Origin of the sequence: Variovorax sp. dw_308 (assembly GCF_019207085.1) — a bacterium.
Taxonomy (GTDB): Bacteria; Pseudomonadota; Gammaproteobacteria; order Burkholderiales; family Burkholderiaceae_C; genus Variovorax.
Genome location: NZ_JAATOM010000038.1, coordinates 16,298 through 39,440, shown reverse-complemented (window position 1 = coordinate 39,440; position 23,143 = coordinate 16,298). Strand labels below are relative to the sequence as shown.

Below are 23,143 nucleotides of genomic sequence, written 5' to 3'. Positions count from 1 at the left end.
CGGCCAGTTGCGGACGGTCGCCAGCGGCAGCTTTGCGGTGATCAAAAGTGGACTTTGGCTAGTTGACAACCCCCGGTCGGAAGCCTTCAGCAAACCGTGACCCCCAGCGGCACTGCGCTCGGGAATTCCGCTCCCGCCAACTTGAGCGACTGCGCGTAAGGGGGTCGAAGTGCGAAATCGCAGATTCAGAACTGCGCCGGATATAGCTTATGGCAAATGTATTTCATCGAGAGCCCTAGATTCGAACTCGGTTTCGGGCTCACAATCCTGCTGGGTGGTATCTCGCGACTAACTTCAACTCCATGCAAAGTGAGCCATATCGCCGTTGTTTCTGCGGTCTGACCTGTGCAGTTGTAAAAGTGCAAAATATGCATTTCGTCGTACGACGTTGCCCCAAGGGTTTGAGGTTGCTTATATACGGAGCGACTCTCCATTTCGACGAAATGGCCGAAACCCATCGAATTCCAAGCCGTTCCAACATCTATGTCCCCTGTGGGCTCGTTCATCGACCCCGCGGGAGCATGCACTATTTCAACCCAGTCGGGATTGGGCACGGGCTCACCTGCCGGCCTGCCATGTGAAGCGCCGGAATTGCCGACGGCGCCTTGATTTGGGGAGCCGGTTACCGTGCCACCAGCGCAATAAGGGACGCCGACCTGCGTGTGGTAGCAACTCTGGTAACTCTCGCATGTGACCGTCACATTAGACGCTGAGTTGTTGCCGCGGCATTCAATTCGTGCTAGTGGTCCTGCGCAAAATGGAACTCCAACTGGGTCGTGGCGACAAACATCGCCCACCTTACATACGATAGATCGATTGGTATTGCCTCCGGTACCAACGCATGACGCACCAAGCCGCCCGCAGAACGGGACGCCTTGAGGGGTGACCGAACATTGATCCGAAATGGAGCAGGACTGCCATCGACCAGGGCCACCAGGACACCACTTCAACCCGGGAGAAGGAGGACCGGGTTGCGAGTTTGAGGCTTGTATGCACGCCTGCAAAAGCAACAAGCCGAGAAAGCGTCCAACGAATCGCATGCTGCTTGGTCGATCGAAGTTGAAGCGTGTGGGCTCTGATTCGAAGCGCCAGTCGCGCTACGCGCTCGTGGAATGTAGCAGGAGCCTATCGAAGTGCGACCATGACCGGCCCTAAGAAACAACTACCCGCTGTCGAATCTCCTGGCGGGGCATCAGTCGGGCCCGCCAGAATGTCGCGTCAGACGGCCCGCACAGCAATTGGACGCCCGGGAAAAGCTAGTGTCAACTTAATGGTGGTCGCCGAGACGAGGGGAGGTCCCGGGTCGTATGTCCTCCCTCACTCGGCGGGTTGAACGCCGCTGGCGAGTCGGTAGAGGGTGTTCACCCGATCGCTGTCGAGTTCTCGGGCAGTCAGGTGTGAAGGACGAAGTCGACCTTGAGAGCAGGGCCACCGAGTTGCCCTGGCTTCGTACGTCGGCTACGACGGCTTAGGGTTTGGCCGAAGGAGCCCCGCGACGTCTGCATTGGGTCGGGAGCGGCGCCGAGCGGCCGCTGTCTGGCACAAGCATTGACCGACCGTTGATGGCCGAGACCGGGGCTAGGCCTCAACTCCAGAAAGCTGCCCCCGGCACGAGCATGCAACCCGTTGGCAGGGTCTTTCATCTGACCAGCATCAAACAATTGGATGGCGCGTGACGCATCGTCGAACTCCCTCAACTTGATGGGAGTCCATCATGGAAACCGTCTCCAACGCTGTTCACCGCGAGCCATGGAACAAGGGCAAGATCGTCGGGCAAAAAGCACCGTTCAAGGTCAAGGACATCTGGGCACTTCGAGTCCGCCTCCAAATGGAAAACCGGGTGCGCGAGCTTGCGCTCTTCAACCTGGGGATTGACAGCAAGCTCCGCGGCTGCGACCTCGTCAGCCTCAAAGTCCGGGACATTTGCCATGGCGACCAAGTTGCCGCTCGCGCCGTCGTGATGCAACGCAAGACCCAGCGTCCAGTGCAGTTCGAGCTGACGCAAGTAACTCGCGACGCCTTGCAAAACTCGATCAAGCAAGCACGATTGAAGTCAGATAGTTTTCTGTTCCCGAGCCGTGTCCACGACTCGCCGCACCTGGGGACTCGGCAGTACGCTCGAATCCTGGAGAGATGGGTCGAGGAACTCGGCCTTGATCGCTCGGACTACGGCACTCACTCGATGAGGCGAACGAAGGCCACCTTGATCTATCGGCGTACCAAAAACCTGCGAGCGGTTCAGTTGCTGCTTGGGCACGTCAAGCTCGAATCTACGGTGCGCTACCTCGGCATCGAGGTCGACGACGCATTAGAAATTTCCGAGCAAACCGAGATCTGAACAAGCCGGGAGAATGCTTCCGAGCACAGTTCCGGAGGCACAGTCCCGGCCAGAAGCGGGCGGTCGCTGTCGCCGCCCAATCCGGGCGTAAGCAGTGATTCGCAATCGGCCAGTCAACCCGAGCCTTCCGTCGTGGCCGGCCGCTATGCTTCCGCATCTTGATACAAACTCGTTGCCTATGACTTCCACAAATTCGCAGTCCTTCTCGACAGTTTGGAGAAAACCCATGGGAAGAAGTGTTTCATGGTAGCCAAGATGCCAACCATGAAGATGCCCGAACTGATGATCTTCGCCAGAACATTCATTCTGGGATTTGTCGGCGCGGAGATCTTGCGAGTGAGTTTCTACCTCGGTGCCAACTTCGCAGAGGAATTAAGCGAAGTCGCACTCTGGCTAAAAGTCGTTGGGGCCTTGGCTGTTCTCGCGATCTGCCTTACCTATGCAGTTAAACGAAATGCGCACGTGGCTGCCGCTCGTATCGGTCGGAGCTATCGAATTGATCTATTGGTGGCGTCAGCGACCGGAATTTGGTCAAACGAACTGGCTTCGCCTTGGCTAGAAAAGATGCATGCGGCGTTCAAATCTTCGGACCCACATTGGGCGCCGGCCATATTGGTCCTACTATGTTTTGTGCTTCTATCACCGCTTTTTCGGCAGCATTGGCCTAGGCCGAAGAAGCAAACCTCTCAGCTGTATTTTATCGCCGACGAAGAGCTCGGCGATGAAAATGACGATCTTCTTGCGAGCGGCACGCAAGCGAAGTCGTTCGCAGAGACAGTACTCGCGAGCGGCGCGCATCCAGGACTGGTCTTTGGCGTGGACGGCCCATGGGGTGTCGGCAAGACCAGTTTCATCAATCTCGCCGAGCGCTATTGGAAAACTTCCTCCGACAAGGTCATTGTTTGCAGGTTCGAGCCGCTCCGATATGCCTCGGAACCTGACCTAGCGGATCGCTTAATTCGCGACCTGTCAGCCGCAATTCAAAGTAAGGTGTTTGCCCCAGAGTTCAGACCGGCAGCATCTCGATACTCACGACTGATAAAGGGTAAGGCTGACGTTTCATTTCTAGGATTCAAGATTTCACTAGAACCTTCGCAGGAAACGGTGGATGAACTTCTCGATGACATTGACGAGGTTCTCCGTCGCATCGGCCGCCGCGTAATCATCGTCGTCGACGATTTGGACCGATTGGATGCGAAGACCACGAATAATGTCCTGTTTGCAACGAGACGCACGTTCAACTTGTCTCAAGCGACTTACGTCCTCTGCTACGACACCGAAGTGCTCGCGGGCAGCAATGAAGAAGGGTCCAGAGCACGTGAGTTTTTAGAGAAATTTGTAACGGTAAAGCTGAGCCTGTTCGTCGACAGTAGTAGCCTCTGCGGCTTCTTGCAGCGCGATTGGGAACGGGCCGAGCAGCAGCTTGGGTCAGTGCCAGCTGACACGATGGTCAAGCTTGGCTCCATACTCAACGAATTGGCGGAAATTCTAGGCAGCGATCTTGCCGCGAGCTACCTGCCATTTGTTGGCGATCTGCGCAAATTAAAGCGATTCATCAACGCGATCCTGCTCATGCAAATTGAGAAAACCAACCTAGGAAGAACCGACTTCAATAAGAGAGACCTCATCAATCTTATGCTGCTGCATCTGAACTATCCGGGTGTGTTCAGGCGCATTTACGCCGAAGAGACTGAAGGTCGTACCGGTATATTCTCGCTGCGGCGCGAAAACGGAGAGCCAGAGTTCACGAATGCCAACGCGTTCGCTTTGTTGAAGGACAAACTACCAACCTCCGCTTGGTTTTTGTTGGAACAGCTATTCGACGCAGAAACTTTGAATGTCGGCGATGGAAGCAGCGTTGAGGAATCGGTGCTTCGATCCCGTGCGTGCTTCAACGGGCACAGTGCCAGAAATTTGGAGGCGTACCTTAAGCTGATCGTGCGTTTTGCAACGCCAGAACCGCATGAGACTTTTGTTCTGTATCAAGACGCAGTGGAGCGGGTTCGAAACGGGGCCTCAATTGCGTCAGTCCTGACGTCGCCGGACTTCGCGTTGGAGCGGGGCGAGACAGCGCATGATCAATTCTGGAGAGTGCTGGTCAATCAGTCTCATGAGTTTACTGGCACGCTCGCCCAAGACGCCATAGATACACTCGTTGAGTATCTGCCGCGCTACTCTGCGTTCGACAACGATGGACGTGGATTGCGACTGCGGTCAATCTACTCGCTGTTGCGATTGCTGGATCGAGCCGGATGGGGACGGACATCCGCCCGGCGACTTACGAACAGCGCAGAGAACGTTCTAGAAATCGCTTGGTGCATATTCGGCGAGCACCCCTATATCGGTAGAGGCCTTTTAGAACGCCTCGCCAGCCCAGATCGTGGAGTCCTGGGCTGGAATGACCTGATGCTGTTCAGATTACAGTGCTCTGCGGATCGCCAAGGGCAGTTGTACAACCTGCATACCGCGCTCATAGTCCATCAGGATATGACCGCTGTAACGACCGGGCTGGTCAGCAAGCTTGCCTTATTGGGCATGAGGAACCTGTCGCAACAGGTTTTTAGGATGTTTAAGCAGACTTACATTGACTCGCAGAGGAATTTTTTTGCGGAAACGGATGACACGCCGGTAGAAGAGTTCCTTGGCGCATCTTTTGCAAAGCTAATTGACGAGGCATCACGAGACCCTTGCTTCGAGCAAGGTGACAATACGAGTTCACGCCGCATCGCTTCAGCGCGCTCTGCTGTCAAGTCGTTTGTAATTTACCAACTTGGCAATTCGCTTTACCCGAATGGTTCAGGTGTCGGGTGCGGGTACTATGACGAGGATGGGGTTGAAGACCGCAGTGGCATTGCGAAGCTGATGAACGAATACGTTTTCGACTTCTGCTTTAACCCAGAGATCGATCAGAACAATGTACTTCTGTTCCTCGACCACTGTTTGTCGCATTTGAGCAGTACCTTCTTCTCTGGGAGAGATGATGAGGAAGGGTACGTTGCGACGAAGACGGGGCTTCTTGGAGGCCTAGACCCGAAAGAGATGGCGCGCTACTGGGAAAAATATGGCGAACATATTCGTGGCCGTGAGTTGACCGCCAGCGGCCGATGCGTCTTCACATCAAGCTACACAGCCACCTATCGAGACGATCTTGGTAGCGTGCTCGCCGCGCTGAATGAACTGACCGAAGAACTCTCTACTCCTGAAGCAGAACTCACAAAGTCAGGTCAACCGAGCTAGTTCTCCGAGGCGGTGGCGGCGCCCTGCATCTTTCAGTATTGCGACCGCGGCGGTCACGTGCAGGATCAACGCGCGACTACTGTGCCGCGACGTGCGCGGTTGCCTTGCTATTGAACGTCTGCTATCAAGCGATGGACAGGCCCGACCGACTTCCGCTTCGGGCCCAAACCGGCTGTACGAATTTCTGCGAAGCGGACGTTTGGACAGGAAGCACATGATGCCTGCAGCGTGAGGCCGTCCAGCAGAGCCTGATCTGGCCAAGCTCTGTATCGGTAGGTGATGCTCCGTCGAAGGAAGCTGGTAGCAGCCGTCCTGTCCGCCGCGCCGGAAGTTCGTTCCTGTTATGACCTTCAGCTTCCCAACAAGTGGCAAGGGCAGGCCTCGGGCCGGCGCTACCTGCGCTGCGCCTCCAACGCACTGACCGCCACCGCCGGCTCGGACGAAGCCGCAGGCAAGGCCAGCGCCTTGGCGATCGAAACCAGCGACACAGCCAGTCTTCCCGAGCTTTCCGCGTATTCGCGCTGCGCCTGCAGCAGGGTGCGCTGTGCATCCAACTGAACCAGGAAGTCAGTGAGCCCGTGTTCGTAGCGCACGCTGGCGAGCTGGTACGAATCGCGGCTGCTGCGCTCCTTCAGTGCGAGCTGGGCGTTGCGTTGACGCTCGGCGGTGTAGGCGCTCAGCGCATCGTCGATCTCGTGCCACGCCTTCAGCACCGTCTGCTGCCAGGCAACGGCCGCCTCCTGCTCCTGGAGCTTGCGCAGCGTCACCGTGGCGCGTCGGCGGCCGCCGTCGAAGACGGGCAGTTGCAGGCTCGGTCCGATCGACCATTGCCGGCTGCCCCAGTCGGTGAAGGTGCTCGCGTCCACCGAACTGAGTCCGGCGCTGGCGCCGATGGTGATGCGCGGATACAGGTCCGCCACGGCGACGCCGATGCTGGCGGTGGCTGCATGCAACTGTGCTTCCGCACGTTGTATGTCGGGACGGCGAAGCGCCACGTCCGATGGCAGGCCCAGGGACAGGTCAGGCAGCGCCGCAGCAGCAGCACCGACCGTGTCGGGCCGCGCTGCCAGTTCTGCCTGCAAGGCGCCGGGGCGCTCGCCGACCAGCAGCGTGATCTGGTTGATCTCCAGCGCTTCCTGCGACAGCAGTTGCGGCAAGCGGGCGCGAATGTCGGCGAGTTGCGCGTCCTGGCGCGTCACGTCGAGGTCGGTCGTGAGGCCGCCGTCCGCCCGCGCCGAGACCAGCCTGCGCGTCTCCTCGCCCGCGGCGACATCGGAGCGCGCAATGCGCAGTTGGCTCTGCACCGAGCGCAGCTGGAAGTAGTGGCGCGCCAGTTCGGCCTGCACGCTGAGCTGTGCCTGCGCCAGCATCGCCTTCGACGCCGCCTCGTCGGCCGTGGCGGCCTCGATCGAGCGTCGCACCCTGCCCCAGAGGTCCAGCTCCCACGACGCATCGAAGCCGGCCTGGAACATGTCGTGCGGGTCGCTCAGCACCTTGACCAATTCATCGACGGAGCCCGGATTGATCGTACCGATGATGCGGCGGAAGTCGCCGTTCTCGCTCTCGCGAACACGCTGCACGCTGCCGCTTCCATTCACCTGCGGCCATTGCTGTGACCGCGCCACATCGCCCTGCACGCGGCTCTGGGCGAAGTGCAGCGCAGCAGTCTTGAGGTCGTTGTTGGCGGCCATGGCCCTGGCTTGCAGGGCATCGAGCGTTGGGTCGGCAAAGCTGTTCCAGCTGAATGGAGCGGCAGACGTCTGTTGCGGCGCGGCGGCAAGCTCGGCGCTGCCGCCGTGCCACACCGAAAAATCAGCAGGCGCGTCGGCGGCCGCTGCCTTGTAGTCGGGTCCCACGGCGCAGCCGGCGGCCAGCACGAGCGCCGCCAGGCTCACGGCGCGCAAGAGAGGAATGTAAGGATTCATGATGGTTCTCCTGGCGCGAGAAGGTGTGAAGATTTCGTAGCGAGGCCGCAGTAGAAATATTCATACCTTCGTCAGACGAGACGATTGCGAAAGAGCCACGCCGCCAAAGGCAGCGTGATGACTGCAATGATGAAAAGCGGAATCAGGTTGGTCCACACCGTGGCCATGCCGACGCCTTCGAGGTACACGCGCTGCACCAGGTCGATGGCAAAGCGCAGCGGGTTGGCCATGGTGGCGATCTGCAGTGCAGCGGGCATGTTGCTCACCGGCGTGGTGAGGCCCGACAGCAGCATCATCGGCATGATCAGCACGAAGGTGTAGAGCATGGCCTGCTGCATGTTGGCCGACACGGCGGAGATCGACAGGCCGATGCCCACGCTGGCCACCGTGAAGAAGGCCAGGCCCGCGTACAGCGTGAAGAGCGAGCCGGCCATCGGTATGCGAAACCACAGCGCCGTCACCAGCAGCACCAGCGTCGATTGCAGCAGCCCGATCAGCACGGGCGGAATGGCCTTGCCGATCATGATCTCGGTGGGCGATAGCGGCGTCACCAGCAACTGGTCGAAGGTGCCTTGCTCGCGCTCGCGCGCCACCGAAAGTGCAGTGAGCAGCAGCGTCTGGATCATGCTGAGCGCGGCGATCATGCCGGGCATGAAGTTCCAGCGCGTCGTGAGGTTGGGGTTGTACCAGGCGCGCGTCTCGATGCTGACCGGCGGCGGGCCGGCGCCGTGCCGCTCGCGCCATTCGGCGTTGAAGGAATTGACGACCTGCGACACATAGCCCACGGCGGAACCGGCGGTGTTGGAGTTGCGCGCGTCGACGATGAGCTGGATCGACACGTTCTCGCCGGCTTGCAACTGTTGCTCGAAGCGCGGGCCGATGCCGACCACCAGCAGCACCTTGCCGGCGTTGACCGGCTCGGCGATCTCTGCCTGCGTGCGCAGCGTCATGGTGCGATGGAACACGCCCGTTCCGTCGAGCTTGGCGATGAGCGCGGTGGACGCGCCGCTGTGGTTCTGGTCGAGCAGCGCGTAGTCGATGCGGCTCAGGTCGTAGGTGGCCGCATAGCCGAACAGCAGGCTCTGCATGATCGAGGGCACGATGAGGATCACGCGCGTGGCGGGGTCCTTCAGGATGGCCAGCAGCTCCTTGCGGCACAGGTTGGCCACACGCAGGATGAAGTCGATGAACGAGGCGGGCATGGAGGTCTTTCAGTCGAGGCGCTTGCGCGTGACGAAGCGCGCGACGGACAGGAGGCCCACCGCATAGACGAGCAGGATGGCGCAGTTGCGCGCCACCATCGGCCAGATGTTGCCGGCGAGGAAGAGCGAGCGGATCAACTCCATGTAGTAGGTCGCAGGCAGCGCCTGCCCCACGATGCGCACGACGGTGGGCACGTTGCGCAGGTCGAACAGGAAGCCTGACAGCATCAGCGAAGGCAGGAAGCTGGAGATCAGCGCCACCTGGCTCGCGAGGAACTGGTTGCGCGTCACCGACGAGATGACCAGGCCCACCGCCACCGCGACGATCAGGTACAGCATCGAGCTGAACACGAGGACGACGAGCGAGCCCACCATCGGTACGTGGAAGAGAAACTTCGACGCCAGCAGGCACAGCGCGAGCCCCAGCATGCCGATGCCGAAGTACGGAATGATCTTGGCCAGCAATATCTCCACCGGCCGCACCGGTGTGACGAACAAGGCCTCCAGGGTGCCGCGCTCCCATTCGCGCGCCATCACCAGCGCCGTGAGAAAGGCGCCGACCAGCGTCATGATGAGCACGATGAGCCCCGGCACCAGATACCAGGTGCTGGTGTTGGCGCTGTTGAACCACAGCCGCTCGTCGATGGTGACCGCGCCGATGCCCGACGCGTTGGGCGCGCCCGCGGCCACACCGTCCAAATCGCCCTGGCGCACCGCGTTCTGTGCCAGCGCGGCGGTGGCGTAGCGCAGGATGATCGAGGCCTTGGCCGCGTCCGCGCCGTTGACCAGCACCTGAATGCGCGCACGGCCTTCGCCCAACCTGCTCGCGAAATCGGAGGGCACGCGCACGATGCCGTCCACCTTGTGGGCGTCCAGCAATACCTCGGCCTCCTTCATCGAGCCGAGCAACACCGGCGAAAGGTACGGCGTGAGCTGCAGGCCCGACACGGCCTGCATGGCAGTGGGCGAGCTGTCTTCCATCACCACCGCCAGCGGCGCGTTCTTGACATCGAGCGACAGGCCGAAGCCGAAGATCAGGATCAGCAGGATGGGCAGCAGGATGCCGATGGCCAGGCTGCTCGGGTCGCGCAGCAGTTGCCGCGTTTCCTTGCGCGTGAGCGCGACGAGGCGCGCGCCCGCCCCGCGGCTCATGCAACGGCCTCCTGCGGCGCGCGGGCCTTCTCGCGCGCCGTCTCTCGGGTCTTCTCGCGCGCCTGCTCGACGATGCCGATGAAGGCGTCCTCCATGTTGCCGGCCTGGGTCCCGGCACGCGACCGCACTTGCTGCGGCGTGCCGATGGCCAGCAGCTTGCCGGCGTCCTGGATCACGATGCGGTCGCAGTATTCCGCTTCTTCCATGAAGTGCGTGGTGATGATGATGGTGACGCCGGCCGCCGCGAGCGCGGTGATGCGCCGCCAGAATTCGCGCCGCGCGAGCGGATCGGTACCGCTGGTGGGCTCGTCGAGGAAAAGGATTTCCGGTTCGTGCAGCAGGCTGGTTGCCATCGCCAGGCGTTGCTTGAAGCCGCCGGGCAACTGGCCGCTGGCGGCGTCTTCCTGCCCCGCCAGGTCGAACTCATGCACGACGGCGCGCATGCGCTCGGCCAGGCGCTTGCCGCGCAGGCCGTAGGCGCCGCCGAAGAAGCTCAGGTTCTCAGCCACCGTAAGGTTGCCGTAGAGCGCGAACTTCTGCGAGACGTAGCCGATCTTTGCGCGCGCCTGCGCCCTGGCGTGGCGCAGGTTGACGCCCGCTACCTGCAGGAAGCCGCTGCTTGCGGGCAGCAGGCCGCAGAGCATGCGGAAGGTAGTCGTCTTGCCTGCGCCGTTGGGGCCGAGCAGGCCGAAGATTTCGCCGCGGCGCACATCAAAGCTGGTGCTGGCGACGGCGGTGAAATCGCCGAACGTGCGCACCAGGTCTTTCACCTCGATGACGACCTCTTGCTTGTCGGCTGCGGGCGCCGTTGCGACGGTGTTCGACGGCGTGGCATTCCTCTGCTCGTTGGCTTGCTGCGTGCGCAGCAACACCATGAAGCCGTCCTCCAGCCGCGCAGGCGCCGGCTTGATTTGCGCGCCGTCGAGCAACGATTCGATCGCGCCCATCTCGATGTCCGGCCGGCGGATGAAGCGCACCTCGCCGCCTTCGGGCACCGCGTCGATCACTGCCTCAGGTGCATCGAGCAGCCGCGCCTGCAACGTGCGCGCGTGGATTCCTTCCTTCGGCCTCGCGACGAAGCACAGGCCTTTCGCGTTGTCGCGGATCTGGCCGGGCGTTCCCTCGGCCACCAGCCTGGATTCGCGCATCACGAAGACCTGCGCGCAACGCTCGGCTTCGTCGAGGTAGGCGGTGCTCACGATCACGCTCAGGCGCTCCGCATCGACCAACTGCTGCACGATCTCCCACAGCTCGCGGCGCGACAGCGGATCGACGCCGACGGTCGGTTCGTCGAGCAGCAGCAATTCGGGCGACCGCACCAGCGTGCAGGCGAGGCCGAGCTTCTGCTTCATGCCGCCCGAGAGCTTGCCGGCCAGACGAGATGTGAAACGCCCGAGGTCGGTCATTTCGAGCAGGCGCGCGTAGCGCTCGCGCCGCACGTCTTGCGGCACGCCGTGCAGGTCTGAATACAGGTCGAGGTTCTCCTGCACGCTGAGGTCCTCGTACAGGCCAAAGCGTTGCGGCATGTAGCTGATGCGGTCCTGCACGGCCTGCGGGTCTTTCGCGACATCGACGCCCAGCACCTGCAACGCGCCGCTGTCGGGCAGCAGCAGGCCGGCGGCCAGTCGAAGCAATGTCGTCTTGCCCGAACCGTCCGGGCCGACCAGGGCGGTGAGCGATCCGGATGGCACGGTGATCGACAGGTCTTCGAGTGCGACGACGGGTGCGCGACCCTTCACGGCGAACTGCCTGCGCAGATTCGTCGCAATGAGCGCCGCGGCGCCGTCCGGGCTCACGGCCTGGCTCCGCCATTGGCGGCCGAGGCCGTGTCGCCACGTTGCGCCAGTGCGATGCGAACCGTCGCCGGCATGCCGAGCCGCAGCCTGTCCGCCGCATCGTCGGCCAGCACGCGCACCTCGTAGACCAGGCTGGTGCGCAGCTCCTCGGTCTGCACGGTCTTGGGCGTGAACTCGGCGACCGAGGAGATGTAGCCGACCTTGCCGTTGAGCGTCTCGTCCGGGTGGCTGTCCGTGGCGATCGTGGCCGCCATGCCCGGCTTGATGCGGCCCAGGTCGGTTTCCGTCACATAGGCGCGCACCCATTTCGGATCGGTGATGGCCAGCGTGAAGACCGGCCGCTGCGGCGAGGCCATGTCGCCCGGTTCCATCAGGCGCGCACGCACCACCGCGTCGATCGGCGCCTTGAGTTCGGCTTGCGAGAGCTGGTGGTTGAGCAATGCCAGCGCGGCGTTCGACACGTCCAGCTGCGCCTGTGCCTGCGCAATGTCTTCCTTGCGCGGACCGGAGACGACCAGCTGCTGCCCCTTGCGTGCGCTGTCGAGCTGGGCTTGGGCGACCTTCACCCGGGCCTGCGCGCTGTCGAGGTCCTGCTGGCTCACCGCGCGCCCGGCCGTGGTCTGGCGGATCGATTGAAGGCGCTCCAGTTGCTGGCGCGCCAGCGCCGCATCGGCCGTTGCCGCGTCAGCCTGCGCTCGGGACTGCGCGATCTCCTCGGGGCGGCTGCCGGACTGGAGCCGTCCGAGCGCCTGCTGCTGCACGCGGATCTGCGCCTGTGCCTGCGCGACGCGCAGTTGCAGGCTGCGCGTGTCCAGCGTGGCCAGCACCTGGCCGGCCTTGACGTGGTCTCCCTCCTGCACGTTGACCTTGTCGATGCGCTCGGCCTGGTCGAAGGCGAGCGACACCTGGCGCAAGTCGACGTTGCCGTAGAGCAGCAGCGTGCTGGTGTCGGCGGGCTTGCGGCCGGTGTACCACCAGGCGCCAGCGGCCACCGCGAGGAGCAGGACGGCGCCGGCGATGAGGGGTTTCTTGTTCATGGTGGACCCGAGGGATGGACTTGAAAGCATCCAGGCGTTGAAGTAGACTGAATTTTGATTGAATGTGAATTCAAATTCAAGTCAAAATTTGTTTCCCCAACCGCGTTTCCCGGACACCGACAGGGACAGTCCCATGCAGCCCACCTCACGCAGATCCGCCACGCCCGCCGCACCATCTTCCACCGCCAGGGCCACCCGCGCCCATGGGCAGGCCACGCGCCAGCACCTGCTCGACATCGCGGGCCAGGTGTTTGCCGAGCGCGGTTTCGCGGACGGCACCACCAAGGCCATCGCCGAGCGAGCGGGTACGCCGATGGCGTCGATCAACTACCACTTCGGCAGCCGCGACGCGCTGTACGAGGCCGTGCTGGTGGAGGCCCATGGTCAACTTGTCGGCATCGAGCAACTGCAGGCGCTGATCCAGCAGTTCGACGACCCGCGCGACAGCCTGCGGGCGCTGCTGACCCATGTCGTCGGCTTGGCGACGTCAACCGCGCCGCCCTGGGGCGTTCGGGTCATGCTGAGGGAAATCATGTCGCCGTCGACGCTGGTGCCGGCACTGGTGCAAAGGGCCGTGCTGCCGAAGGCGCAGCTCGTGCTGGGGTTGCTGGGCCGCATCCTGCAACTGCCGCCCGAGGATCCCGTGGTGCAGCGGGCCGCAGTCATGTGCATCCTTCCCAGCCTGGTGATGCTGATCGCGCCACGGCAGATCATCGGGAAAGTCCTGCCCGCCGTGACCAGCGATCCGCAGGCGCTTGTCGATGACCTGTGTCGCTATGTGCTCGCGGGCCTGGATGCCATCGCGCTTGCGCATGCATCGACGAAGAAGCCCAGGACACGAATGAAGGGTGGTTGAATCCTCCATTGCATCCCGTCTTCCAGCTTCTCGAGCGCTTGAAAGCCCGCGGAGCATGCCGCAGAATCCGGTGGCGACGCTGCCGACGAGCGACGTCGTCATCAACTCGTCGAGTGCGAGCCGCAAGCATGCGCGCATCACGGTAGAACCGACCTTTGTCACGATCGAGGATCTTGGAAGCAGCAACGGCACCTTCGTGAACGGCGTGCGCATCGACCGGCAGGTCCTGGCGCATGGCGACGCGGTCCGGATCGGCACTTGCGAAATCCGCTTCGAGACAGGCGACCAACAGTACACATTGATCAACGCCGAGCGTCTGCCCACAGTGCCGGGCATGCTGGTGGATCTCGATCGCGGCACGCAAACTGTGCGCGACCCGCAAGCGTCGGGGCGCGGGAAGCTGTGATCGGACTCCGCCGCCTCCGCGGCGTCGAGGTCGTGGTACTGCCTGCCTGGCAGGGCAGTTGACGCAGAAGAAGTTCTCCGGATCTCCTGAGCGCATCAGCGCAGGGCGTCGAAGAGGAACGCTGCGCGGCATGGATATTGCGCCGTGGCCGATAGCCGGCATGTCCGGCGCAGGGTGCACTGAACGCTCAAGGTAACGGCCCGGCGAGGGCCGCAGAAGGACATTCGATGAGACGTATGGACTGTGGACGGATCCGGATCGTGCAATGGGCCACTGCGTGTGCTTCGGCGTGGCTCCTGGCCGGATGCCAGTCGATGGCGCCCGTCAATCCCCGGATCACTCAAGTCGACCCGGATGGCGGCTACCGCGCGGTCAATCTGCTCAAGCGCACTCGCCCGGCGAAGAACAACCCCGAGACACTGGCGATCCTGACCTTCTCGGGCGGCGGTACGCGCGCTGCGGCGTTCTCGTACGGCGTGCTCGAGGAACTGCGCCGGCAGACGTTTGTGATGGGCGGGAAGACGCGCAATGTGCTGGACGAGGTCGACATCGTCGCGGGCGTCTCAGGCGGCAGCTTCACCGCATTGGCCTATGCGCTCTACGGCGACCGGCTTTTCAGCGAATACGAGCGCCGCTTCCTCAAGCGCAATGTACAGGCCGACCTGATCCAGCGTGCGCTCAATCCGCTGAACTGGCTCAAGCTCGCGAGCGGCGGCTGGGGCCGGTCCGAGCTGGCGGCCGACTACTACGACGAGATCCTCTTCGAAGGCGCGACCTTTTCGGACCTGATGACCAAGCCCACGCCGGCCACCGCGATCACCGGCACCGATATCTCCACCGGCGCGCGCTTCGCTTTCTCGCAGGATCAATTCGACCTGCTGTGCTCGGACCTGGGCAAGGTTCGCCTGTCGCGTGCCGCAGCGACTTCGTCGGCCGTGCCGGCGGTGCTGTCGCCCGTCACCTATGCCAACTACGGCGGCACCTGCGGGGCGCGCGCACCGGTCTGGACGCAGGACGTGAGCGCCGGTGCCCGGCCCGCCGGCCGCGCTCTCTTGCGGCTGCGCGACATCCGCAACTACCAGGACAGCGCCAATCGTCCCTACATCCACGTGGTCGACGGCGGCGTGTCGGACAACCTCGGGCTGCGGGGCGTGGTGGAAGCGCTGGAAGAAGTGGAAGCCAGCCCGGCATTCGAGCGCGAGATCGACTTCCGGTCGCTGCGCAGGATCGTGGTGGTCGTCGTCAACTCCCGCTCGGCGCCGGTGACCGACTGGGACAAGAGCGCGACGCCGCCCGGCCCGATCGCCCAGATCCTGCAGTCCTCCAGCGTGCCTATCGATCATTTTTCTTACGAGTCCGTCGAACTGCTCAAGGACATCGCGCAGCGCTGGGCCGACCGCCGGCGCCTAGAGATCGCGGAGAACAGGCTCAGCGGCATGTCGGTCAGCGAAGCGCAGGCGGCGGCGCCGAACCTCGTCGTCGACGCCATCGACGTGAGCTTCGACGCCATCGAGGATCCGACCGAGCGCGCGTATTTCATGAACCTTCCCACCACGTTCTTCCTGGACAACGAAGCCATCGACCGCCTGCGTGCACTCGGCGGTCGCCTGCTGCGCGAATCGCCTGGGTATATCTCGTTGCGCCAGCAACTGCACCTGACCGACACGCCTGCCACGAACGGCAGCAGCGGGAGCCTTCCACCCAACGGGAGGAAACCGGGCGGCAATGGTTCCGACAGTTGAGAGCCGTGACCAATGCGATCTTGATGTCTTCCGTGCGGTGGATGCGCGCGTTCACGCGGTCGGACCGTAGAGCGTCGCCAATTTCCTCGCCGCGCTTTGTATCAGGCCGGCCCGCTCAACGGGCAACTTTGCTTTGGTATCTCCGAGCGCGACGATCTCATGCGCCGAATCTGCCGCCAGCTTTGCCGTGAGCGCATCGCGCGACGTGAGTCTGCTGAACTTGGCGTTCGACATGACATGCACCTCCAGATGCCGGCCAAGGGTCTTCGAGAGCTTCTCACAAGCGATCGTCATTTCTGCTTCATCTGGCATCGACTGGCCATGCACTATCAACACCTCGACGCGCGCATCCTCGTCCTCTCCCAGCACGAAAGCGCGCAAGACCGACTCCTTGAATCTGGAACGCAGCATGGCCCGGATCGGTTCTGCAGCGGCGAACGACTTCAGCGCGATGCTGCGCAGCTCGTCGTGGAACACAAACGAACGATCGACCTCGACGGTTGCGGGCAAGTCCGACTTCGGCTTGTTCCACTTCAGGATGCCGCTCTTGACGAGGTGCTCCAGGGTGCGTGATACGTCGTCCGCGTCGAGCTTCGCACGCTGGGCAAGTTCACTTGTCGAGAATCGCTGTCCGGGTGCCGCGTACGCGATCCTCAAGAGCTTTTGCACCTCAGGCGCAAGGAGAAAATCTGCGGCACTCATTCTTGCGTAGCTTGTGACATGGGCACCGCATTATGGGTTGCCGCCGCGCGCTGCCTGCTCGCCCACCAAGAGGGGCGAGCTCGGTTTCGGTGCAATTTTGTGGCGCTTGATTCCGACTTTCCGATGGCAGATCAAGATGGTTGGAACCACCGCACCGCTTCTACCTGTGGTCGCCCGAATTCACGGTGAGCCGCGGTTGCGTCAGGTCCAGCTTCTTGCGCATGTCGGCCACCGAAGTCGCCTCGACGGCGGCGGCCTGGTTGCCCCAGCTGTTACGGATGTAGGTCGATACGTCGGCGACTTCGGCGTCGCTGAGCTTCCATGCGAAGGCGGGCATGGTCATGGGCGAAGGCAAGGCGTTGCTGGTGCCGATGCGCGAGCCGGCCAGCAACACGTGCAGCAGGCCGGTCGGGTCGGTCTGCTGGAGCATGGCGTCGTGGCCCAGCGGGGGAAAGTACCTCGGCTGCCCGACGCCGTTCTCCAGGTGGCAGGAGGCGCACACGTCCGAGTAGATGGCAGCCCCGCGCCGCATCGCGCCGGCGTCGGGTGGCGTGCGTTGCGCTTCGTCGGGCCGGGCCGGCCGACCCTTGAGGTACACCGCCACGGCATGCACATCGGCATCGTTCATGAGCGAACCCGAGTAGTTCACCACGTCCGCCATCGACCCGCCGGCGCCGGCACGCGCGTTGCGGCCGGCGTGCAGGTAAGCCGCGATGTCCTCGGCGCTCCATTGGCCGAGGCCCGTGCGCGTGTTGCCGGTGAGGTCCGGCGCGACCCAGTTGTCGAGCGTGCCGCCGTGGAAGTCCTGCCCGGACTTGTCGGCGCCGAGCATGTTCTTGGGCGTGTGGCAGGCGCCGCAATGGCCGAGGCCTTCGACGATGTAGGCGCCGCGGTTCCATTCGGCCGACTGCGCGGCCACGGGCTGGTACGTGTCCGACTTGAGGAACAGCAGGTTCCAGGCCTTGACCATCCAACGGAACTTGAGAGGGAAGGGCAGGTCGTTGGGCGGTGGTGTGTAGTGCACGGCCGGTGTCGACTGCAGGAAGGCAAACAGCGCATCCGTGTCCTCGCGGCTCACGCGGCGGAACCACGGATACGGGAAGGCCGGATACAGGTTCTCGCCATGCGCGCCGATGCCATCGTGCATCGCGCGGTGGAACTGATCGGGATTCCAGGCGCCGATGCCGGTGTCCTTGTCCGACGTGATGTTGGACGAGTAGATGGTGCCGAAGGGCGTGTTCAACCCGAGCCCGCCGGCCAGCGGTTCGCCGCCCGCGCGCACGTGGCAGGACATGCAGTCGCCCACGGCCGTGAGGTACTGGCCACGGCGCAGTTGCGCGGCGTTGGGCGTGCTGTCGGCGATCCTTTGCGTCAACAGACTTGTTGGCGTGATGGCAGTCGACGGATGCGCAGGCAAAGCCGGCCCGATGGCGCTTGCAGCCAGCGCGGTCAAGCCGAGCACTCCCAGCGCCGCCGCGAGGCCTGCGAGTGCAAAGCGTGATCGTGGACGTCGCATCGCGTCAGGCCTGCACGAGGGGACCGGGACTCTTGATGTAGCGCCCCACGATCTCGCGCGCCGAGAAGTAGGTCAACGCCGCCACCGTGCCGGTCGGGTTGTAGCCCGCGTTCTGCGGAAAGGCACCCGCGCCGAGCGAGAACACGTTCGGCACGTCCCAGCATTGCAGGTACTTGTTGACGACGCTCGTCGACGGGTTGTCGCCCATGATTGCGCCGCCGGTGTTGTGCGTGGTCTGGTAGGGCGTCACGCTCCACGAGCCCGTTCGGCGGTTGAGCTTGATCTCGCGCGGATTCATGGCCTTGGCGACCTCGGCTGCGCGGTCGGTGAGGTAGTCGGACATCTTGTGCTCGTTCTCGCCGAAGTCGAAGGTCATGCGCAGCATCGGTCGGCCGTGAATGTCGCGATATGTCGGGTCCAGGTCGAGGTAGTTGCCGCGGTGGCTCATGCACGAGCCATGCACGCTGATCGAGAAGGAGCGCAGGTAGTTCTTCGCGGCGGCGTGCTTCCATTGCAGGCCCCAGTCGGGGGTGCCCTGTGGCGTGTAGATCATCTCGATGGGCCGCCCGCCCGTCACCATGCCGGCAATGTAGGCGCCACCGATGAAGCCGAGGCCCCCGTGGTCGAAGTTGTCCCCGTTGAAGTCGTCGATCACCGTGGCCAGCGCGCCGGCGCCGATGAAGGGGTTGAGAATCTTGTCGTCGAAGAACACATTGACCGAGGACATGGTCTGGTACGCGTAGTTCCTGCCGACCACGCCCTCGCCAGTCGTGGGGTCGTAGGGCTTGCCGATGCCCGACAGCAGCAACAGGCGCACGTTCTGGAGCACGTAGGCGGAGAGCACCACCATCTCGGCCGGCTGGAAGAATTCCTCGCCGGCACTGTTGACGCAGGTGACGCCGGTGGCGCGCTTCTTGTCCGCGGAGAGTTCCACACGCAGCACCTCGCACTCGGTCTTGAGCGTGAAATTGGGCTTGCGCAGGAGGTAAGGCAGTACGGTCGTCTGCGGGCTGGCCTTGGAGTAGTTGCCGCAGCCGAACTTCTCGCAGAAGCCGCAGTAGGTGCAGGCGCCCAGCTGTGCGCCGAGCGGGTTGGTGTAGGGCTGCGAGAGGTTGCCGGTGGGATGCGGAAAGGGGTGGTGCCCCAGTCCCGCCGCGGCCTGGCCGAAGAGCGTCGGCGCATAGGTCTGCGCCATGGGAGGGTTCGGGTATTCGGCCGAGCGCGCGCCTTCGAAGGGGTTGCCGCCGGACTGGATCTTGCCGTTCAGGTTGCCCGCCTTGCCGCTCGTGCCGCAGAGCTTGTCGAACTGGTCATAGCACGGTTCCAGTTCCTCGTAGGTCACGCCCCAGTCCTGCACCGTGAGTTCGTCCTTCGACACGGCATCCTTGCCGTAGCGTTGCTCGTTTTGGCTTTTCGTCTGGAAGTCCGAGGGCAGGAAGCGCCAGATCTGGCCGTTCCAGTGCACGCCCCCGCTGCCGACGCCGGTGCCCAGCAGGAAGGAGCCGAGATGTCGCATCGGCAAGGCGTCCTGGCGCGTGTTGTTGCGCACCGTGAGGGTGTCGTAGCTGACGTTCTGGAACAGGTGGTGGCGCCACATGTAGCGCAGTTCGTCCTGCGCGAAGCCGGTGGCGAAGTCGGTCGCGGTGTCGCGCCACGGGCCGCGCTCCAGCGCCATGACGTTGAGGCCCGCGTCGCACAGTTGCTGGGCCATGATGGCACCGGTCCAGCCGAAGCCGACGAGCACCGCGTCCACAGGGGGCAGTGGCGTGGCCATGCTCAAACCTTCTCGCGCCAGCCAGGCCGGCCCATGAGGCCGACGGGTGGATTGGGAAAGACCTCGCCGTGGCGCGTGACCCATTCCTTGTAGTCGTAGCGCGCGCCGGGAAAGCCGATCATCTTCCACGCGCCCATGTCCTTGTTGCCGCCGTAGATCGGGTCCGCGAAGTAGCCCTCCTTGGTGTTCTGCAGCAGCATCGTGAAGAAGCCCTTGCTGTCGACGCCATCGCCAAGCAGCACGTCGCCGCTTTCCAGGCCCTTGAGGAGCTTGTCCTGCTCATCAGCGCCGAGCCTGGCAAATGTTGCGCCGTTGAAGTTCGCGCCGACATGGCGCTCGATCGCGGCAATGGCCGCGCGGTACAACTGCGCGGGGCTGAAGCGGCTCTGGTAGCCCTGCTGCGGCGTGCCCTTGGGCCAGGGGCCGCCGAGGAAGTAGTGGTCGCCGCGGCCATACGGGCCGGCCAGTTGCCGGTCGAGGAAGAAGGGCACGTTGGCCTCGACCGCGCCCGGGCCGACCTCGTCGTTCGGAATGAGCCGGGCCAGCGCGGCGTTGACGAAGGCTTGCTCGGCGGGGGTGAAGAAGACCCATCCCCTTTCAGCATCGGTCACGGCCGGGGGACTGTCGGCAGCGCCTTCCTGCCAGGGGACTTCGCCGCGGTAGGTGGCTGGCGGCGCGCCGAGCTCGCCGTCATGGATGTCCGCCGATGCCTTGGCACCGATCACTCCCGCCACCGCGCCGCCGATGAGAAAGCGGCGGCGATCGATCGTCATCTTCGTCATGGTCGTGCCCTTCGGGCTGTTTCATCGTGAACTTTAGGGACCAGCCTTTGCAGGCGGCGTAGGAAGCTGCCGCGTCATGTTTCCGTCGTGCAACGCGGCGGAGCCTGCGCGCAGCGGGGGCAGTTGTTCGGGTGCTTGCCATGGCACGGATGCAGGCTCGCGCGTGCGGCTTTCGAACCATGTCAGGCCAGCGAGGAGCATGAGCGCGCAGGCGGCCGCGAAGCCCGCCGCGCGGCTCCAGCCATCGGCGCGCCGCCAGCGCATGAAGATGGCCACGACCAGGGCGATCTTGATCAAGGCGATGCCATAGCTGGCGACCGTGTTGAACACGCCCAGGCGCAGGTAGGCGCTGCCCAGGCTCGCCGCAAGCAGCAGCAACAGGGCGAGCCACACCCCCAACAGACGCCGCGCGGCACGCCTGAAGTCGCTCGATGTTCCATTGGCGTTCATGAATGCCGGCTCACAAGGTAGAGCGCCGGGTACAACAGGATCCACACCACGTCGACGAAGTGCCAGTACAGCCCGGCCACGTGCACCACGTCGTCGTTGGCCCATGCGCGTCCTTTCGAGCGCCCCCATGCGAGCACGCCCATCCATCCGATGCCACCGCTGACGTGCAAGGCATGCAGGCCGGTGGCGACAAAGTAGAAGGCGAAGAAGAGCTGCGCACCTTGCGGGACGGCTTCGCCCTCGCCGAGCTGAAATGCCGGCCCGGGGAACAGGCCCTCCTGCCATTCATGGCGGTACTCGATGCCCTTGATGGCGAGGAACACCACGCCCAGCAACGCGGTGGCGGCCAGCAGGCGTGCCGCGATGCGCCGTGGCGCCTCGGCCGCCAGCGCAACGCACAGGCTGCTGGTGAGTAAAAGCGCGGTGTTGAGCGTGCCCAGCACCACGTCGGTGTGGCGGCTCGCGGCGGCGAAGCCCTCGGGCCACAGCACGCGGCCGTAGGCGTAGGTCACGCCCAGCGCGCCGAAGAACAGCATCTCGCTCGCGATGAAGACCCACATGCCCATCGCCTCACGCTGCGGCGCTTCTGGAGAGATCGGCGCTTCACGGGCCAGGGTGTTCACCGCGCCACCTCCGCGCTCGATGGCGGCGTGTAGTCGTAGGCTTCGCCCGGCGGATGCGGTGGCATCTCGAAGTTGTCGGTGGGCGGCGGCGATGGGGTCTGCCATTCGAGCCCGCGCGCGTCCCACGGATTGCCGCCGGCCCGCTCGCCACGCCGCAGCGACCACGCGAGATAGAAGATGGGCAGCAGGTAGCCGATAGCGAGCACGCCCGCGCCGGCCGAGGACATCACGTTGAGCACCTGGAACTCGGGCGGATAGGCATGGTAGCGCCGCGGCATGCCCATCACGCCGAGCAGATACTGCGGGAAGAAGGTGAGGTTGAACCCGACGAAAACCAGCACCGCCGCGATGCGCGCCCACAGCTCGTGGTAAGTGCGCCCGGTGACCTTGGGCCACCAGAAGTGCAGCGCACCGAAGTACGCCATCACCGCCCCGCCCACCATGATGTAGTGGAAGTGCGCGACCACGAAGTAGGTGTCGGTCAGGTGCACGTCCAGGGGCAGCGAGGCGAGAAATAGCCCCGTGAGCCCGCCGATGGTGAACAGCCCGACGAAGCCCAGGGCGTAGAGCATCGGCGCGTCGAAGCGGATCGAGCCCTTGTAGAGCGTCGCGGTCCAGTTGAAGACCTTGATGGCCGAGGGCACGGCCACCATGAAGCTCAGCAGCGAGAACACCAGGCTGGCCGCCACCGACTGTCCGCTCACGAACATGTGGTGCCCCCACACGAGGAAGCCGAAGCCCGCGATGGCCAGCATCGCATACGCCATCAGCCGGTAGCCGAAGATGCGCCGACGGGCGAAGCACGGAATGATCTCGCTGACCACGCCCATGGCAGGCAGCACCATGATGTAGACGGCCGGGTGCGAGTAGAACCAGAACAGGTGCTGGAACAGCAGCGGGTCGCCGCCATGGGCCGGGTCGAACACGCCCACCTGGAACAGCCGCTCGGCCACCACCAGCACGGTCGTGATCGCCAGCACCGGCGTGGCCAGCACAAGGATGACGCTGGTCGCATACATGGCCCAGACGAAGAGCGGCAGCTTGAACCAGCCCATGCCGGCGACGCGCATGGTGTGCACCGTGACGATGAAGTTGAGCCCGGTGGCGATCGACGAGAAGCCGGTGATGAAGATGCCGACCAGCGTGAGCACGACGTAGCCGTTGGAGAACATCGTGGCGTAGGGTGTGTAGAAGGTCCAGCCCGTGTCGACGCCACCGAAGAAGAGGGCCAGCAGCGTGATGACGCCACCGATGATGTAGAGGTACCAGCTCAGCAGGTTGATGCGCGGCAACGCGAGGTCGCGCGCGCCGATCATCAGCGGCAGCAGGAAGTTGCCCATCACCGACGGGATCGACGGGATCAGGAACAACCAGACCATCACGACCCCGTGGGCCGTGAAGACCTTGTTGTAGCTGTCGGCGCCCATGAGGGTGCCGGTGGGCGTGGCCAGTTGCAGGCGGATCAGCGTGGCGGCGGCGCCACCGATGAAAAAGAAGAAGGTGATCGCCACCGCGTAGAGGATGGCGATGCGCTTGTGGTCGTGGGTGGTGAGCCACGAGCGCAGCGTGAGGCCGTCGGTGAGGTAGCTGTTCATCGTCATGGCG

At 63.6% G+C, this 23,143-nt stretch carries 17 protein-coding genes; 5 read left to right on the top strand and 12 right to left on the bottom strand.

Features of this window, described 5'->3' with window-relative positions; genetic code table 11:
• The first annotated feature begins 1,714 nt into the window (after positions 1 to 1,714).
• Together HCU76_RS34250 and HCU76_RS34245 are read left to right on the top strand one after the other, a co-directional pair.
• On the top strand, positions 1,715 to 2,338 hold the full coding sequence (locus tag HCU76_RS34250) for a tyrosine-type recombinase/integrase (protein ID WP_218511770.1): 624 nt from the start codon (positions 1,715 to 1,717) through the stop codon (positions 2,336 to 2,338).
• Positions 2,339 to 2,581: 243 nt separating this feature from the next.
• Complete coding sequence (locus HCU76_RS34245) at positions 2,582 to 5,575, top strand: KAP family NTPase (protein WP_256354693.1); 2,994 nt, start codon at positions 2,582 to 2,584, stop codon at positions 5,573 to 5,575.
• 392 nt (positions 5,576 to 5,967) lie between these two features.
• On the opposite strand, the gene HCU76_RS34240 is transcribed toward HCU76_RS34245, so the two are convergent.
• The 5 genes from HCU76_RS34240 to HCU76_RS34220 form a co-directional block, all read right to left on the bottom strand.
• On the bottom strand, positions 5,968 to 7,500 hold the full coding sequence (locus HCU76_RS34240) for an efflux transporter outer membrane subunit (protein ID WP_218511769.1): 1,533 nt from the start codon (positions 7,498 to 7,500) through the stop codon (positions 5,968 to 5,970).
• A 71-nt stretch (positions 7,501 to 7,571) separates the two neighbouring features.
• Positions 7,572 to 8,702: an ABC transporter permease gene (locus HCU76_RS34235; protein ID WP_218511768.1), complete on the bottom strand. Its 1,131-nt coding sequence runs from the start codon at positions 8,700 to 8,702 to the stop codon at positions 7,572 to 7,574.
• Positions 8,703 to 8,711: 9 nt separating this feature from the next.
• Complete coding sequence (locus tag HCU76_RS34230) at positions 8,712 to 9,854, bottom strand: ABC transporter permease (RefSeq protein ID WP_218511767.1); 1,143 nt, start codon at positions 9,852 to 9,854, stop codon at positions 8,712 to 8,714.
• Positions 9,851 to 11,650 carry an ATP-binding cassette domain-containing protein gene (locus HCU76_RS34225; protein WP_218511766.1) on the bottom strand — a complete coding sequence of 600 codons (1,800 nt, stop codon included), beginning with the start codon at positions 11,648 to 11,650 and terminating at the stop codon, positions 9,851 to 9,853. Before HCU76_RS34225 ends, HCU76_RS34230 begins: the two co-directional genes overlap by 4 nt.
• Positions 11,647 to 12,687 carry an HlyD family efflux transporter periplasmic adaptor subunit gene (locus tag HCU76_RS34220; protein WP_218511765.1) on the bottom strand — a complete coding sequence of 347 codons (1,041 nt, stop codon included), beginning with the start codon at positions 12,685 to 12,687 and terminating at the stop codon, positions 11,647 to 11,649. Before HCU76_RS34220 ends, HCU76_RS34225 begins: the two co-directional genes overlap by 4 nt.
• A gap of 133 nt (positions 12,688 to 12,820) precedes the next feature.
• On the opposite strand from HCU76_RS34220, the gene HCU76_RS34215 reads away from it, so the two are divergent.
• The 3 genes from HCU76_RS34215 to HCU76_RS34205 all read left to right on the top strand — a co-directional run bounded on the left by HCU76_RS34215 (position 12,821) and on the right by HCU76_RS34205 (position 15,691).
• On the top strand, positions 12,821 to 13,543 hold the full coding sequence (locus tag HCU76_RS34215; protein ID WP_218511764.1) for a TetR/AcrR family transcriptional regulator: 723 nt from the start codon (positions 12,821 to 12,823) through the stop codon (positions 13,541 to 13,543).
• A 70-nt stretch (positions 13,544 to 13,613) separates the two neighbouring features.
• Positions 13,614 to 13,949: an FHA domain-containing protein gene (locus tag HCU76_RS34210; protein WP_218511763.1), complete on the top strand. Its 336-nt coding sequence runs from the start codon at positions 13,614 to 13,616 to the stop codon at positions 13,947 to 13,949.
• Positions 13,950 to 14,176: 227 nt separating this feature from the next.
• On the top strand, positions 14,177 to 15,691 hold the full coding sequence (locus HCU76_RS34205) for a patatin-like phospholipase family protein (protein WP_218511762.1): 1,515 nt from the start codon (positions 14,177 to 14,179) through the stop codon (positions 15,689 to 15,691).
• A 51-nt stretch (positions 15,692 to 15,742) separates the two neighbouring features.
• Here HCU76_RS34205 and HCU76_RS34200 read toward each other — a convergent pair whose 3' ends face one another.
• The 7 genes from HCU76_RS34200 to ctaD form a co-directional block, all read right to left on the bottom strand.
• Positions 15,743 to 16,393, bottom strand: coding sequence for a hypothetical protein (locus tag HCU76_RS34200; RefSeq protein ID WP_218511761.1), 651 nt, complete (start codon positions 16,391 to 16,393; stop codon positions 15,743 to 15,745).
• Positions 16,394 to 16,553: 160 nt separating this feature from the next.
• On the bottom strand, positions 16,554 to 17,909 hold the full coding sequence (locus HCU76_RS34195; protein ID WP_218511760.1) for a cytochrome c: 1,356 nt from the start codon (positions 17,907 to 17,909) through the stop codon (positions 16,554 to 16,556).
• Positions 17,910 to 17,913: 4 nt separating this feature from the next.
• Positions 17,914 to 19,683, bottom strand: a complete 1,770-nt coding sequence (locus tag HCU76_RS34190) for a GMC family oxidoreductase (protein WP_218511759.1) — start codon at positions 19,681 to 19,683, stop codon at positions 17,914 to 17,916.
• A 2-nt stretch (positions 19,684 to 19,685) separates the two neighbouring features.
• On the bottom strand, positions 19,686 to 20,465 hold the full coding sequence (locus HCU76_RS34185; protein ID WP_218511758.1) for a gluconate 2-dehydrogenase subunit 3 family protein: 780 nt from the start codon (positions 20,463 to 20,465) through the stop codon (positions 19,686 to 19,688).
• A gap of 33 nt (positions 20,466 to 20,498) precedes the next feature.
• The gene (locus HCU76_RS34180; protein WP_218511757.1) at positions 20,499 to 20,915 is read right to left on the bottom strand and encodes a hypothetical protein; all 417 of its coding nucleotides are present in this window, start codon (positions 20,913 to 20,915) and stop codon (positions 20,499 to 20,501) included.
• Positions 20,912 to 21,538: a cytochrome c oxidase subunit 3 gene (locus tag HCU76_RS34175; RefSeq protein WP_218511756.1), complete on the bottom strand. Its 627-nt coding sequence runs from the start codon at positions 21,536 to 21,538 to the stop codon at positions 20,912 to 20,914. The genes HCU76_RS34180 and HCU76_RS34175 overlap by 4 nt, the downstream gene beginning before the upstream one ends.
• Positions 21,535 to 23,139: a cytochrome c oxidase subunit I gene (gene ctaD / locus HCU76_RS34170; RefSeq protein WP_218511755.1), complete on the bottom strand. Its 1,605-nt coding sequence runs from the start codon at positions 23,137 to 23,139 to the stop codon at positions 21,535 to 21,537. Before ctaD ends, HCU76_RS34175 begins: the two co-directional genes overlap by 4 nt.
• Positions 23,140 to 23,143: the final 4 nt, after the last annotated feature.

What these genes read in the sequence shown, in the direction of transcription:
- HCU76_RS34205 (WP_218511762.1), top strand. Translation starts at nt 14,177, where the DNA reads ATGAGACGTATGGACTGTGGACGGATCCGGATCGTGCAATGGGCCACT.
- HCU76_RS34215 (WP_218511764.1), top strand. Translation starts at nt 12,821, where the DNA reads ATGCAGCCCACCTCACGCAGATCCGCCACGCCCGCCGCACCATCTTCC.
- HCU76_RS34200 (WP_218511761.1), bottom strand. Translation starts at nt 16,393, where the DNA reads ATGAGTGCCGCAGATTTTCTCCTTGCGCCTGAGGTGCAAAAGCTCTTG.
- ctaD (WP_218511755.1), bottom strand. Translation starts at nt 23,139, where the DNA reads ATGACGATGAACAGCTACCTCACCGACGGCCTCACGCTGCGCTCGTGG.
- HCU76_RS34245 (WP_256354693.1), top strand. Translation starts at nt 2,582, where the DNA reads ATGGTAGCCAAGATGCCAACCATGAAGATGCCCGAACTGATGATCTTC.
- HCU76_RS34230 (WP_218511767.1), bottom strand. Translation starts at nt 9,854, where the DNA reads ATGAGCCGCGGGGCGGGCGCGCGCCTCGTCGCGCTCACGCGCAAGGAA.
- HCU76_RS34235 (WP_218511768.1), bottom strand. Translation starts at nt 8,702, where the DNA reads ATGCCCGCCTCGTTCATCGACTTCATCCTGCGTGTGGCCAACCTGTGC.
- HCU76_RS34250 (WP_218511770.1), top strand. Translation starts at nt 1,715, where the DNA reads ATGGAAACCGTCTCCAACGCTGTTCACCGCGAGCCATGGAACAAGGGC.
- HCU76_RS34190 (WP_218511759.1), bottom strand. Translation starts at nt 19,683, where the DNA reads ATGGCCACGCCACTGCCCCCTGTGGACGCGGTGCTCGTCGGCTTCGGC.
- HCU76_RS34185 (WP_218511758.1), bottom strand. Translation starts at nt 20,465, where the DNA reads ATGACGAAGATGACGATCGATCGCCGCCGCTTTCTCATCGGCGGCGCG.
- HCU76_RS34240 (WP_218511769.1), bottom strand. Translation starts at nt 7,500, where the DNA reads ATGAATCCTTACATTCCTCTCTTGCGCGCCGTGAGCCTGGCGGCGCTC.
- HCU76_RS34220 (WP_218511765.1), bottom strand. Translation starts at nt 12,687, where the DNA reads ATGAACAAGAAACCCCTCATCGCCGGCGCCGTCCTGCTCCTCGCGGTG.
- HCU76_RS34180 (WP_218511757.1), bottom strand. Translation starts at nt 20,915, where the DNA reads ATGAACGCCAATGGAACATCGAGCGACTTCAGGCGTGCCGCGCGGCGT.
- HCU76_RS34195 (WP_218511760.1), bottom strand. Translation starts at nt 17,909, where the DNA reads ATGCGACGTCCACGATCACGCTTTGCACTCGCAGGCCTCGCGGCGGCG.